Raw genomic sequence first — 12,843 nt, 5'->3', positions numbered from 1 at the left:
GCCCAGGGAAGGGCCCCGACTCCAACCCCAAGGACGGAAAGCCCGTGATCCTCGTGACCCGCCTCAACGGATCGGTGTTCGCCGTGAACCCCGATCTGATCCAGCGCGTCGAAGCGACGCCCGACACGGTCATCACGCTCGTCGACGGCGCCAAGTTCGTCGTCACCGAGCCGCTGAGCGAGGTCGTCGAGCGCGTCATGGCGTTCCGGGCCCGCGTGGTCGCCACCGCGCACTCCCTGGAGGAGACGGGGACCGCCGAGATCCTCGAGCTGCCGGCGCACCCCCACATCGACACCACCACCAGCGACACCGACGGGGAACTGCCCGCTCCGGTCCCGCTGCACCGCAGGAGGCCGTGACCATGGACTTCGCCACCATCGCCGGGCTGATCATCGCAGCCGCGGCAACCCTGTGGATGCAGAACCACGAGGGGGGCACCATCGGGAGCATCCTGCTGCCCGGCCCCCTGGTCCTGGTGTTCATCGGCACGCTCGGTGTCGGCCTCATGGGCGGCATCATGAAGGACGGCACCGCCGCCATCGCCACCCTCAAGAAGGCCCTGTTCGGCAAGGTCGTCCAGGCCGGCGACACCGTGCAGACCATCGTGAAGATGGCCGAGCGCGCCCGCCGCGAGGGGCTCCTGGCCCTCGAAGACGCCATCAAGGCCGTCGACGACGACTTCCTGCGCGACGGCCTGCAGACCGCGATCGACGGCACCGACCCCGACGAGCTCTACGAGATCCTCACCGCGCAGATCCAGGCGAAGAAGGCCGCCGACAAGCAGGCCGCGAAGATCTTCGGTGACATGGGTGGTTACGCGCCCACCGTCGGCATCTGCGGCACCGTCATCTCCCTGGTCGTCGTGCTGGCCAACCTCTCCGACGCCGCCGCCCTCGGCCCGATGATCGCCGGCGCCTTCGTCGCCACCTTCTGGGGCGTGGCCAGCGCGAACTTCTTCTTCCTGCCCGTGCAGAGCCGCCTCATGCGCCTGTCCGGCCTCGAGGTCGCCCGCATGGAGCTGGTCGTCGAGGGCATCCTCGCCATCCAGGCCGGCTCCAACCCCCGCTCGGTCGCCAAGAAGCTGGAGAGCCTGCTGCCGCCGGGGACCACCCTGCCGGACAAGAAGGCCGCCTGATGTCCTCCTCGGCGCACAAGAGGCGCCACAAGCACGAGGAGCACGACGAGCACGTCAACCACGAGCGCTGGCTGGTGTCCTACGCGGACATGCTGACCGTCCTCATGGCGCTGTTCATCGTCCTGTTCGCCATGTCGCAGATCGACCAGCTGAAGTTCGCGCAGTTCAAGGAGGGCTTCAACGAGGGCACCTCATCCTCGAACCTCGTCCTCAGCGGCAACCAGGGCGTCAACGACATCGACAACGGTGCCGACCCGGTCAACATCGCCGTCATGGCCGGCGCCGACCCCATGCAGGCCCCGACCACCGAGCAGGTCATCGCCGAGGCCCGCACCGCCCAGGAGACCGCCGAGTCGGCCAGCCACTTGGCCGCCGCTCGGGCCGAGGTCGACGACTACCGCGAGATCATCGAGCGGATCGACGCCGCGCTGGCACCGCAGGGCCACCAGGACCAGGTGACGTACCGCATCACCTCCGACGGCCTCGTCGTCGGCCTGGTCGCCGACAACGTGTTCTTCGCCAACGCCAGCGCCGACGTCGAGCAGGTCGGCCTGGAGGTCCTGGACGCCGTCGGCCCGATCCTGGGCGCCCTGCCCAACGACGTGGTCGTCCAGGGGCACACCAACTCCCTGCCCCTGAGCTCCACCACCCGCTACCGCGACAACTGGGACCTGTCCACCTCGCGGGCCAACAGCGTGGTGACCAGGTTCATCGGCGTGCACCACCTGCCCGCCGAGCGCCTGACCTCCACCGGGTACGGGCAGACCCGCCCGCTGTACCCCGACAGCGACGACCGCGCGCTGGCCGGCAACCGCCGCGTCGACCTCGTGGTCGCCTCGCCGTCCTCCGAGGCCGTCAAGGCCCTGCTGCCGCAGGTCGCCGAGGCCGTCCCCACGGACGGCCCCGCGGAACTGAGCACGCCCGCGACCGAGACGGCCGCCGAGACCGCCGGCCACGACACCACCACCGAGACCACCAGCACCGCGACCGAGACGGGAGGCCACTGACATGGCCGGCAAGAAGGACGGCGACACCGCCGAAGCCGCCCCCGGCGGCAAGAAGAAGCTCCTCATCGTCGCCGTCCTCGGCGCGGTGCTGCTGGCCGGCGGGACCGGCGGCGGCGTGTTCCTGCTGACCAAGGGCGACACCGCCGCGGCGGCCGAGACCGAGGAGCACCTGGAGCCCGGCGACGTCACCACGCTGGACGCCATCAGCCTCAACCTCGCCGACGGGCACTACCTCAAGCTCGGCCTGGCCCTGCAGGGCGTGGCCAGCGAGGGCGGCGGCCACGGAGCCTCCACCGGGCTCGACGGCAGCAAGGCCCTGGACCTGGCCATCGCCGAGTTCAGCGGGCTGTCCATGACGGACCTGTCCAACGCCGAGCAGCGCCAGCACTACAAGGAGACGCTGCAGGAGAAGATCATCGAGGCCTACGTCACCGAGACCGAGGGCGTGGAGCACAAGGAGGTCATGGGGATCTACTTCACCCAGTTCGTCATGCAGTGACGCTCGGGTGCACGACCCCCACCGCGCAGGGCGCGGCAGGCTCAGCCTGCCGCGCCCTCGTGCGTCCCGGTCCCGGCGTCACCCGTTCAGGTGCGCGCTAAAGGGTGAGACCCCTTCGTGCCGATAGGTGCAGCGTGGCACCCGAGACCTCGACCAGCGCAGAGCGCACCGGCGGCCGCCGCTCGCGGCGGCGCGGCGTTCCCGTCCCGTACGACTTCCGGCGGCCCACCAAGCTGTCGCGCCAGCACGCCCGCGTGCTGGAGATCACCTACGAGACCTTCTGCCGCCAGTGGGCGACGCTGCTGTCCTCCACCCTGCGCACCAGCGTGCAGGTCGAGCTGGACGGCGTGCAGCAGTACAGCTACGACGAGTACGCCGCGACGCTGGCGACCCCCTCGATCATGACGGTGTTCGACCCCGAGCCGCTCGTGGGCGCCGGCGTGCTGCACCTGGACACCCCGCTGGTGCTGACCTGCGTGGAGCGCATGCTCGGCGGCACCGGCGCGGGGGAGCAGCCGCAGCGCGTGCTCACCGACATCGAGGCGGTCCTGTGCCGCGGGCTCGTCGAGCGCACCCTCGCCGAGCTGGCCGCCTCGCTCACCACGATCGTGGACCTCAAGCCGCACCTGACGAGCATCGAGCAGAACCCGCAGTTCGCGCAGGCCGCCGCCGCCACCGACGTGATGATCGTCTCGTCCTTCCACCTGCAGGTGGAGCGGATCACCGGCACCGCCACCCTGGCCCTGCCGCTGGACCCGCTGTCCGCGGCCCTCAGCGCCGCCGAGCTGCGCGTGGCCAGCCCGGAGGAGCTGCGCATCCGCCGCCTCATGCGCGACCGCCTGGACGACCACCTCGAGCACATCCCCGTGGACGTCTCGGTGCGCCTGAACGCCACCCACCTGCGCCCCGACGAGATCCTCGCCCTCGTCCCCGGCGACGTCCTGCGCCTGCCGCACGCGGCCGAGGCGCCCCTCGAGGTCGTCGCCTCCGACACCGTCGTCGCCTCCGCCGTGGCCGGCAGCCGCGGATCCCGGCTCGCCTGCCTGATCGTCCCCACCCCCGAGGAGTCCTCCCGATGAGCACCGTCACCCACGCCGACCTGCAGGCCCTGCTCGCCGAGGCCGCCCAGGCCGCCCTGGCCGTCCTGCCGCTGTCCGCCCCCGGCACGATCACCGGGCTCGTCGACGCCTCCGCCGCCCCCGACATGGGCGAGGAGGGCACCGCGGTCTCCGCGGGCTTCGCCGGCGCCTCCAGCGGCCGCGTGGCCGTCATCGTGGGGGAGGAGACCCTCAACACCCTCCTGATGAGCCCCGAGGGCGCGCTCGACCCGGTCGACGCGCTGCGTCCCGCGCTGGAGACCGTCGTCGCCAGCCTCGGGCAGTGCACGCTCGACGTCGGCGTCGAGGGCGACCCCGCCGAGGCCCTGGCCGCCCTGGCCGGTGGCGCCGTGGCGCTCGTCGGCGCCGGCGGGGAGACCCTGGCCCTGATCGGCCTGACCTTCTCCTCCGAGGCCCCGCAGGTCGCCGTGCCCGTCATGGCCAGCCCCGGCACCAGCAGCGCCCCCGCCGCCGGCGGCCCGCGCCGCACCATGGACCTGCTGCGCGACGTGCAGATGGACGTCACCGTCGAGCTGGGCCGCACCAGCATGACCGTGCAGGACCTGCTGTCCCTGACCCCCGGCTCCGTCGTGGAGCTGGACCGCGCCGCCGGCAGCCCCGCCGACGTCCTGGTCAACGGCCAGCTCATCGCCCGCGGCGAGGTCGTCGTCGTCGACGAGGACTACGCCATCCGCATCACCGAGATCGTCACCCCCGGCACGGAGGCCGGTGCCTGATGGACGCCCTCGCAGCACTGGGACGGATGTCCGTCTCGCTGGTCGCCGTCCTGGGGCTGCTGTGGCTCATCGCCCGCTGGCTGCGCCGATCCCGCTCGGTCGGCGCGGCCCAGACGGGCCTGGAGGTCCTCAGCCGGGTCGGCGTCGGCGCCAAGGCCGGTGTGGCCGTCGTGCGCATCGGGGAGCGGGCCCTCGTGGTCGGCGTCACGGAGCAGCAGATCACCCTGCTGACCGAGGCGCCCGCCGCGGACCTGCTGCCCGCACCGCAGGAGGCTCACCCGCCGCAGGAGCGCGAGGTCGTCCAGCTGCCGGCCACGGGCGCGGCCCCGCTCACCACCGCCACCACCGCCACCACCGCCACCACCAGCTCGACCGCCACCGCGGAGCGCCCCACCACCGTGCCGGCGCCGCGCACCACCCCGATCAGCGGTTCGGCCCTGTCGCCGGCCACCTGGACCAAGGCAGTCGACGTGCTGCGAGAGAGGACGACCCGCCGGTGAGCACCCGTACCGCCCGCAGGTTCGCGGCCGCCGCGATGCTCGCCGGGGGCCTGCTGGCCGGCGCCGCGAGCACCGCCAGCGCAGCCCCCGCGTCGTTCACCGCCGCGTCCATCACCGCCGCGGCCCCCGCTTCCACCGCCGCCGCCCTGCCCGCCGCCGCCGCGCCCGTCGCGCCCCAGGCCCCCGTGGACCCCGCCGCCCCCGGCGCCGGCTCGGTGACCGTCGGCGTGAACGGCATCAACGGCGTCGACGGCAAGCCCAGCCAGTCGATCACGATCGTCATCGCGCTCACCGTGCTGTCGGTGGCCCCCGCGCTGCTGCTGCTGACCACCAGCTTCACCAAGATCCTCGTGGTGCTGGGACTGACCCGCAACGCCCTGGGCCTGATGGGCACCCCGCCCAACCAGGTCCTGGCCGGGCTGGCGCTGTTCCTGACGATGTTCATCATGGCGCCCACCTTCAGCGCCATCAACGACGTCGCGGTCCAGCCCTACCTCAAGGGCGAGAAGACGACCACGGTCGCCTTCACCGACGGCTCGGCGCCGCTGAAGGACTTCATGTGCAAGCAGACCCGCGGCGACGAGCTGGCCCTGATGACCAAGGCCGCCGACCGCGAGAAGCCCGAGAACTGCGCCGCCACGCCGCTGACCACCCTCGTGCCGGCCTTCGCCCTGTCCGAGCTGCGCTCCGCGTTCATCATCGGCTTCGTCATCTTCATCCCCTTCCTGGTGATCGACATCGTCGTCTCCGGGGCGCTGATGAGCCTGGGCATGATGATGCTGCCCCCCGTCACGGTCTCCCTGCCCTTCAAGCTCCTGCTGTTCGTCATGGTCGACGGCTGGGGCCTGATCGTGAAGGCCCTCGTCGGCAGCTACGGCGGCTGAGCCGGGGCCGCCCCTCACCCGGGCGGCTCAAGGCGTTCCCCCGATCGGCCGATGCCCCTGCCGACGCACCCCTCGACCGGAAGGCACCGCGATGACCGACGTGACCGTCATCCACCTCGTGATGACCGCTCTCGTCCTCGCCGCCAAGCTCAGCGCCCCCCTGCTCCTGACCGCCCTGGCCGTCGGCTTCGGCATCTCGCTGTTCCAGTCGGTCACCCAGCTGCAGGAGCAGACCATCGCCTTCGTGCCCAAGGCGCTCGCCGTCGGCATCGCGATCGTGGTGTGCGGCAAGTGGATGCTCAACGAGCTGACCACCTTCACCAGCCAGCTGTACGAGCAGATCCCCGACCTGCTGACCACCGGCGGCTGAGGCGGTGCAGGGGCTGTCCACCACCGTCGGGCTCGACCTGCTGCTGGCGCTGCTGCTGGCCTCCGTGCGCGCGGTGTCGTTCCTCATGCTGGCGCCGCCGTTCGCCTCCCGTGCCGTCAACGGCCGCGTCAAGGCGATGCTGTCCCTCGCCCTGGCCCTGCCGGTGGCCGGCCGGCTGCGCGGGCAGGCCCCCGCCGTCGAGCCCGCCGCCCTGGCCACCGCCGTCGTGCAGCAGATCGTCGTCGGCGCCGCCCTCGGCGCCTTCTGCGCCCTCGTCTTCGCGGCCGTGCAGGCCGCCGGCGACCTCATCGACCTCTTCGGCGGCTTCCAGATGGCCAGCGCCTACGATCCGCTCAGCCAGAACCAGACGGCCGTGTTCGGCAAGCTCTACAACTGGACCGCCACCGCCCTGCTGGTGCTCTCCGGCGGGCACCTGGTGGTGCTCAAGGGGTTCCTGCGCACCTACGAGGTGCTGCCGCTGGACGCCGGGCTGTCGCTGTCCACCGTCGCAGCCGTCTTCACCACCGGCATCGGGCAGCTCATGCTCTCCGCCCTGCAGATCGCCGCGCCCCTGGTCGCCGTGCTCTTCGTCGCCGACGTCGGCCTGGGCCTGCTCTCGCGCGTCGCCCCCGCGCTCAACGTCTTCGCGATGAGCTTCCCGCTGAAGATCCTGATCACCCTGACCCTGGGCGGCTTCGCCCTGGCCGTCCTGCCCCGCGTCGTGGACACCTCCGCCGGGACGATGGCCGAGACGGTCGTGCGGCTGGTGGGCGGCGGCGCGTGAGCGGGGAGAAGACCGAGAAGCCGACTCCCAAGCGCCTCAAGGAGGCGCGCCAGGAGGGCAACATCCCGCAGTCGCGGGACGTCGCCGCGTGGCTGTGCACCGCTGCCGGTGCGCTGCTGGTGCCCCGCACCATCGACGCGTGCGGCGAGGCGGGCCAGGTGGCCCTGCGCCGCGTCACCGAGGTCGCCGCCGACCCCGAGCCCGCTCGCGCGCTGTCGGTCCTGGGGGAGACCTTCGGCGCCCTGCCGGGCATCCTCGGGCCCCTGCTCGTCGTCACCGTGCTCGCCGTCGTGCTCTCCGGCGGCGTGCAGGGCACCCTGCGGCCGGCCACCAAGAAGCTCAAGCCCAGCTTCAAGTCCCTCAACCCCGTCAACGGCTTCAAGCAGCACTGGGGCCCGCAAGCGCTGTGGGAGGGCACCAAGTCGCTGCTGAAGACCCTGCTCATCGGCGGCGCCCTGTGGGTCGTGGCCAAGGGCCTGGCCCCGAAGCTCGTCGGCCAGGGGGTGCTGCCGCTGTCGTCCGTGCTCTCGGCGACCGGTTCGGCGATCAGCTCCATGCTGGTCGTCACGATCCTCGTCGGCCTGGTCATCGCCGCCGCCGACTACGCCATGAGCCGGCGGCGCATCATGAAGAAGCTGCGGATGAGCGTGCAGGACATCAAGCAGGAGCACAAGAACGCCGAGGGCGACCCGCTGCTCAAGGGCGCGATCCGCTCCAAGCAGATGGCCATGTCCCGCAACCGCATGATGGCCGACGTCGCGAGCGCCGACGTCGTCGTGGTCAACCCCACCCACATCGCCGTCGCCCTGCGCTACGAGCCCGGCAGCGGCGCGCCCAAGGTCGTCGCCAAGGGCGCCGGCGCGATCGCCACCAAGATCCGCGAGAGGGCGAAGGAGAACGACGTCCCCCTGGTCAAGGACGTCGAGCTGGCCCGCTCCATGTACAAGAGCGTCAAGGTCGGCCAGGAGATCCCCGCAGAGCTGTTCGCCGCGGTCGCCAAGGTCCTGGCGTTCGTCATGAACCTGCGCACCCGTGGGGCGACGACACCCCTCGGCGAAGCCCACACCCTGCCCGCCTGACCCGGCCGGAGGCTCAAGCCCCGGGCCCGGACTGCCGAAGAGGCAGTAGCCAGGACGGCGCAGCAGGGCCACGGACGGGCCGCTGGACGAGGGAACCCGACAGGGTGACCAGGACGACAGGCGGTGCAGTGCGTTTTCGCAACCTCACGCAGATGGCGGTGCCCGTGGGCGTCGTCGGCATCATCCTGCTGCTCATCGTGCCGTTGCCGGCCCCGGTGCTGGACTTCCTCATCGCCACGAACATCGTCTGCTCGCTCATCGCGCTGCTGACCTGCATGTTCGTGAAGCGGCCGCTGGACTTCTCCGTCTTCCCCGCGCTCATCCTGGTGCTGACGCTGTTCCGCCTGGGCCTGAACGTGGCGACGACGCGCCTGGTGCTCTCGAACGGCTACGCCGGCAAGGTCATCGAGGCCTTCGGACACTTCGTGATCTCCGGCTCGCTCGTCATCGGCCTGGTGATCTTCCTGATCCTGGTCGTCATCCAGTTCGTCGTCATCACCAAGGGCGCTGAGCGCGTCGCCGAGGTCGGCGCGCGCTTCACCCTCGACGCGATGCCCGGCAAGCAGATGGCCATCGACGCCGACCTCAACGCCGGCCTGATCGACGAGGACGAGGCCCGCCGCCGCCGCAGCGACGTCACCGCGGAAGCCGACTTCTACGGCGCCATGGACGGTGGCACGAAGTTCGTCAAGGGCGACGCCATCGCCGGCATCATCATCGTGCTGATCAACCTCATCGGCGGCTTCGCCATCGGGATGATCCAGCACGGCATGGGGCCGGCGGAGTCGATCCAGCAGTACGCGCTGCTCAGCATCGGCGACGGCCTGGCCTCGCAGCTGCCCGCGCTGCTGCTCAGCGTCGGCACCGGCCTCATCGTCACCCGCTCCACCGGCGCCGGCTCCGGCGACATGGGCTCGCAGGCCATCGAGCAGCTCGGTCAGCAGAAGCTCGTGCTGCACATCGCCGGTGCCGCCGCCCTCGTGCTCGGGCTCATCCCCGCCATGCCCAAGCTGCCCTTCCTCGTCGTCGCCGTCCTGTGCTTCGTGGCCGGCAGCCGCATCGGCAAGCGCGACGCCGCCGACGCCAGGGCCGTCGAGCTGGCCGAGCTGGCACCCGCGCCGCTCAACCCGAACGAGGCCGCGGAGTCCCTGATGGAGGAGATGCGCGTCGACCCGCTGGAGGTCGTCCTCGCCCCCGACCTGGTGGACCTCGTGGACACCTCCGGCGGCGGCGACCTGCTCGAGCGGGTGCGCGCCCTGCGCCGCAAGATCGCCCTGGAGATGGGCCTGGTCGTGCCGCCGGTGCGCACCCGCGACTCCCTCGACCTGCCGATGTCCACCTACGCGGTGCGCATCTCCGGCGTCGAGGTGGCGCGCGGCACCGCCCCGCCCGGCCAGGTCCTCGCCCTGGGCGACAACCTCGACGGCCTGCCCGGCCGCGCCACCGTGGAACCGGTGTTCGGCCTGAACGGCAAGTGGATCCCGGCGGAGCTGCGCCACCAGGCCCAGCTGACGGGCGCCACCGTCGTGGACCGCGCCAGCGTCCTCATCACCCACCTCGGTGAGCTCGTGCGCACCCACGCCCCGCGCCTGCTCGGCCGCGAGGACGTGCGCTCGCTGGTGGAGGCGCTCAAGCGCACCCACCCGGTCGTCGTGGACGAGCTGACGCCCAGCGTGCTGACGCTGGGGGAGGTGCAGCGCGTCCTGCAGGCCCTGCTGGAGGAGGCGGTGCCGATCCGCGACCTCGCCCGCGTCTTCGAGGCCCTGAGCCTGAAGGCCAAGCAGGGCTCGGACCTCGACGGCCTCGTGGAGGCGTCCCGCGCCGCCCTCGGGCCGGCCGTGGCGGCGGTGCACGAGCAGGACGGCGTCCTGCACGTCATCACGCTGGACCCGGTGCTGGAGCACACCCTCGCCGAGGCCCTGCGCCCCGGCGAGCACGGCGCCAGCCTCGCCCTGGACGCGGTCACCGCCGAGCACCTCGTGACGGCCTCAAGTTCCTGCCTGGAACGTGCCGAACAGCAGGGCATCTCCGCCGTGCTGGTGTGCGCGCCGCCCCTGCGGGCCCCGCTGCGCCGGCTCCTGAAGGTGGCCGTCGGCCGCCTGCACGTCCTCTCCTACGACGACGTCAGCAACCACCCCCGGATCGAGACGGTTGGATCGGTGAGCGGTGTCCACGCACTTGCTTCTTGAAGGCCCCGACCTGCAGGAACTCCTGGCCCAGGTCCGCGAAACCCACGGTGACGCCGCCCGCGTCCTCCGCGCCGAGCGCATCCGCTCCGGAGGCGTCGCCGGATTCTTCAGCAAGGAGCGCTACGAAGTGACGGTCGAGATGCAGAGCGACGGCGCCACCGGCGACCGGACCCCCGAGCCCGCTGCCCGGGCGGACGCCCAGGACGCGGCGCCCGACTTCGAGGCCCTGCTGGCCGCCGCGGACCGCGCCGAGGCCCGCGCCGCCGAGGCGGCCGGGGCCGACGAGGCCCCTGAGGCGCACGAGGCCGCCGAGCCGGCCCCCGCCGGTCGGCACGCCGCCGCCTCGCCCGAACAGGCCCTTCAGCCGGCGACCGGACCTGCCGATGACTTCGAAGAGGCCCGGCAGGGCCTCGTGCAGATGCTCCAGGCCTCCGGTGCCGTGAGCAGCGCCCGCGCCGCGGGGCTGCTGGGCTCCGACGGCCCGGGCTCCGCCGGGGACACCGGCGAGGCCGGGCCCGAGGTCGTCGAGGAGGTCGACCTGGCCGCCGCGCTCGCCGAGGCGGCCCGACGCGAGGAGGAACGCCGACTGGACGCCGAGCGGATCGAGGCGGAGCGGGTCGAGGCCCAGCGGGCCGAGGCGGAGCGGGTCGAAGCCGAGCAGGCCGAGGCCGCCCGACTGGAGGCCGAGCGGGTCGAAGCCGAGCGGGTCGAGGTGGAGCGCGCGGAGGCGCAGCGCCGGGAGACCGAGCGCAGGGAAGCGGAACGCGCTGAGGCGGCCCGTCGCGAGGCGGAGCGGGTCGAGGCGGAGCAGCTGGAGGCGGAGCGGCGAGAGGCCGCCCGTGCGGAAGCGGAGCGGCGAGAGGCCGCCCGCGCGGAAGCGGAGCGGCGAGAGGCCGCCCGCGCGGAAGCGGAGCGTCGGGAGGCGGAGCGCGTGCAGCAGGAACGTGTGGTGGCGGAGCGCCGGGAGGCGGCCGTGCGCCGTGAGGAGCAGCTGCGCGAGGAGGAGCGCCGGGAGGCCGCGCGCCGCGAGGTCCGCCGCCGCCAGGCCGAGCGCGTCGAGCGCGCTGCGGTGCCGGCCCAGGCCTCCGAGCGCAGCCTCGGCGACCTGCTCGCCGCCGCGGACGCCGCCGACGGTGCCGACCGGCTGCAGGCGATGCTCTCGGCCGGCCGCGGCACCCCCGCCGGCCGCCGTCGCCCCGAGGCCGCCCCCCAGCGCCCGCTGCAGCCGCACCGGCCCATCTCCACCGAGGGCACGGGGTTCGCGGCCACGATGGCGGCCGTGCGGGGCCTCGGGACGTCCGAGCGCACCACGGGACCGAACGTGGCCTCTGATGTACGCTCGGTCACTAGGCAGTCGCCGAGTCCCACGGGGACCCGACCGGGCCGGCCGGCTGCCGCAGCAGGCGCCGACGCCCCGTTCGGCGGCCTGCCCGCCCGCACCACGGAGGTTCGCGTGACTCCTGACCAGTTCGGTGCCGCCAACGGCGTCACCGCCCCGCGCCGCCTGGAGCGGGGCGAGGGGCCCGGTGAGCTCCGCGGGCGCGAGGGTCAGCAGGCGCCCCTGCGCGCGGAGGGGCCCGAGGTGCGCCGCGGCGTGCCCCGTCGCCCGGAGCTGCGCCGCCCGGCGCCCCTGGAGGACCACTTCGGCGACCGCTTCGCCGACGAGGACCAGGCCGCCTTCGACGCCGGTCCCGGTTACGCCGACGACGAGCACGAGGCGCCGTTCGAGCCCGCGGGGGAGCGCCGTGCGGCCTTCCCGTACGCGGCGCCGAGCGGCTACGCGGAGCCTCGCGGGGAGCGCGGCGACGAGCCGCGCCACGAGGCGCGGGTGCAGCAGGCGCCCGAGCGCATGCACAGCGTGGCCGGCGAGCGCGCCGCCCACGACGGGGACGACAACGAGGCAGCTGACATGGACCTGACTTACCGTGATTCTGTGACGACCTACAGCGACCGTCCGGCGGCGCGCGCGCCCTACCGCGAGCCCCACGACTCCAGCGACGTCCTGCGCCTGGCCCGCGAGATCGAGGTCCCGGTGCCGCTGCGCGTCGGTTCCGGCGAGCTCGTCGTGGTCGTCGGCGAGGCCGACGCCGTCGTGGCCGCCGCGCTGCTGGTGGCCGACGAGGTCGGCTCGGAGGCGCCGTTGGTCCTGGGCCGCGCCGACGTGCAGAACACCGTGACCGCCGACGAGCTGCCGGCCCGCCAGGAGCAGGCGCGCCGCTGGAGCGCGCCGCTGACCGTGGCGATCCCGGCCCGCCCGACCGGTGCGGACGCCGAGCGCGCCGCGCGCCTGGCCGCCGAGGTCGGCGCCTCCGCCGTCGTCGTCTGCGTGGACGCCACCCGCCGCAGCCACGCCGTGGCCGCGCAGCTGCGCGCCCTGGAGAACGCCGGCGTGCCGGCCCGCCGCCTCGCGGTGCACCGCGCCGCCGAGAGCCCCGACCCCCTCGACGTGCTGTCGCTCGACGTCCCCGTCGGCTTCCTGGACGGGCGGCCGGCCACCTCCGGCGCCTGGGCGGGTCTGCTGCTCGACGCGACGTCCGAGCACGGCGGCGCGGCGCGCTGACC

At 73.2% G+C, this 12,843-nt stretch carries 13 protein-coding genes; all 13 read left to right on the top strand.

Annotated features, from left to right (window positions below; all coding sequences use genetic code 11):
• The first annotated feature begins 44 nt into the window (after positions 1-44).
• The 13 genes from ACRYR9_RS06305 (at position 45) to ACRYR9_RS06245 (ending at position 12,841) form a co-directional block, all read left to right on the top strand.
• The gene (locus ACRYR9_RS06305; protein ID WP_432491087.1) at positions 45-359 is read left to right on the top strand and encodes a flagellar FlbD family protein; all 315 of its coding nucleotides are present in this window, start codon (positions 45-47) and stop codon (positions 357-359) included.
• A 2-nt stretch (positions 360-361) separates the two neighbouring features.
• Entirely contained in the window at positions 362-1,135 is a 774-nt protein-coding gene (locus ACRYR9_RS06300) for a motility protein A (RefSeq protein ID WP_432491186.1), read from the top strand.
• A complete protein-coding gene (locus ACRYR9_RS06295; protein ID WP_432491085.1) occupies positions 1,135-2,142 on the top strand; it encodes a flagellar motor protein MotB in 1,008 nt (335 codons plus the stop codon). Before ACRYR9_RS06300 ends, ACRYR9_RS06295 begins: the two co-directional genes overlap by 1 nt.
• Before the next feature lies 1 nt (position 2,143).
• On the top strand, positions 2,144-2,641 hold the full coding sequence (locus ACRYR9_RS06290) for a flagellar basal body-associated FliL family protein (protein WP_432491083.1): 498 nt from the start codon (positions 2,144-2,146) through the stop codon (positions 2,639-2,641).
• A gap of 134 nt (positions 2,642-2,775) precedes the next feature.
• Positions 2,776-3,720 carry a flagellar motor switch protein FliM gene (locus ACRYR9_RS06285; RefSeq protein WP_432491081.1) on the top strand — a complete coding sequence of 315 codons (945 nt, stop codon included), beginning with the start codon at positions 2,776-2,778 and terminating at the stop codon, positions 3,718-3,720.
• On the top strand, positions 3,717-4,475 hold the full coding sequence (fliN, locus tag ACRYR9_RS06280) for a flagellar motor switch protein FliN (RefSeq protein ID WP_432491079.1): 759 nt from the start codon (positions 3,717-3,719) through the stop codon (positions 4,473-4,475). Before ACRYR9_RS06285 ends, fliN begins: the two co-directional genes overlap by 4 nt.
• Positions 4,475-4,975, top strand: coding sequence for a flagellar biosynthetic protein FliO (gene fliO / locus ACRYR9_RS06275; protein ID WP_432491077.1), 501 nt, complete (start codon positions 4,475-4,477; stop codon positions 4,973-4,975). Before fliN ends, fliO begins: the two co-directional genes overlap by 1 nt.
• 35 nt (positions 4,976-5,010) lie before the next feature.
• Complete coding sequence (gene fliP, locus ACRYR9_RS06270) at positions 5,011-5,859, top strand: flagellar type III secretion system pore protein FliP (RefSeq protein WP_432491184.1); 849 nt, start codon at positions 5,011-5,013, stop codon at positions 5,857-5,859.
• A 91-nt stretch (positions 5,860-5,950) separates the two neighbouring features.
• Entirely contained in the window at positions 5,951-6,229 is a 279-nt protein-coding gene (locus tag ACRYR9_RS06265; protein WP_432491075.1) for a flagellar biosynthetic protein FliQ, read from the top strand.
• A 4-nt stretch (positions 6,230-6,233) separates the two neighbouring features.
• A complete protein-coding gene (locus ACRYR9_RS06260) occupies positions 6,234-7,013 on the top strand; it encodes a flagellar biosynthetic protein FliR (RefSeq protein ID WP_432491073.1) in 780 nt (259 codons plus the stop codon).
• Positions 7,010-8,092, top strand: coding sequence for an EscU/YscU/HrcU family type III secretion system export apparatus switch protein (locus ACRYR9_RS06255; protein ID WP_432491071.1), 1,083 nt, complete (start codon positions 7,010-7,012; stop codon positions 8,090-8,092). Before ACRYR9_RS06260 ends, ACRYR9_RS06255 begins: the two co-directional genes overlap by 4 nt.
• A 152-nt stretch (positions 8,093-8,244) precedes the next feature.
• Entirely contained in the window at positions 8,245-10,281 is a 2,037-nt protein-coding gene (flhA, locus tag ACRYR9_RS06250; RefSeq protein WP_432491069.1) for a flagellar biosynthesis protein FlhA, read from the top strand.
• A complete protein-coding gene (locus tag ACRYR9_RS06245) occupies positions 10,259-12,841 on the top strand; it encodes a hypothetical protein (RefSeq protein WP_432491067.1) in 2,583 nt (860 codons plus the stop codon). The genes flhA and ACRYR9_RS06245 overlap by 23 nt, the downstream gene beginning before the upstream one ends.
• Positions 12,842-12,843: the final 2 nt, after the last annotated feature.

The organism is Kineococcus auxinigenes, assembly GCF_050871525.1.
Lineage (GTDB): Bacteria > Actinomycetota > Actinomycetes > Actinomycetales > Kineococcaceae > Kineococcus.
Note: the sequence above shows the minus strand (reverse complement) of the source record. Positions and strands in the feature narration are given on the sequence as shown.

What these genes read in the sequence shown, in the direction of transcription:
- ACRYR9_RS06300 (WP_432491186.1), top strand. Translation starts at nt 362, where the DNA reads ATGGACTTCGCCACCATCGCCGGGCTGATCATCGCAGCCGCGGCAACC.
- fliN (WP_432491079.1), top strand. Translation starts at nt 3,717, where the DNA reads ATGAGCACCGTCACCCACGCCGACCTGCAGGCCCTGCTCGCCGAGGCC.
- ACRYR9_RS06265 (WP_432491075.1), top strand. Translation starts at nt 5,951, where the DNA reads ATGACCGACGTGACCGTCATCCACCTCGTGATGACCGCTCTCGTCCTC.
- fliP (WP_432491184.1), top strand. Translation starts at nt 5,011, where the DNA reads ATGCTCGCCGGGGGCCTGCTGGCCGGCGCCGCGAGCACCGCCAGCGCA.
- ACRYR9_RS06290 (WP_432491083.1), top strand. Translation starts at nt 2,144, where the DNA reads ATGGCCGGCAAGAAGGACGGCGACACCGCCGAAGCCGCCCCCGGCGGC.
- flhA (WP_432491069.1), top strand. Translation starts at nt 8,245, where the DNA reads ATGGCGGTGCCCGTGGGCGTCGTCGGCATCATCCTGCTGCTCATCGTG.
- ACRYR9_RS06295 (WP_432491085.1), top strand. Translation starts at nt 1,135, where the DNA reads ATGTCCTCCTCGGCGCACAAGAGGCGCCACAAGCACGAGGAGCACGAC.
- fliO (WP_432491077.1), top strand. Translation starts at nt 4,475, where the DNA reads ATGGACGCCCTCGCAGCACTGGGACGGATGTCCGTCTCGCTGGTCGCC.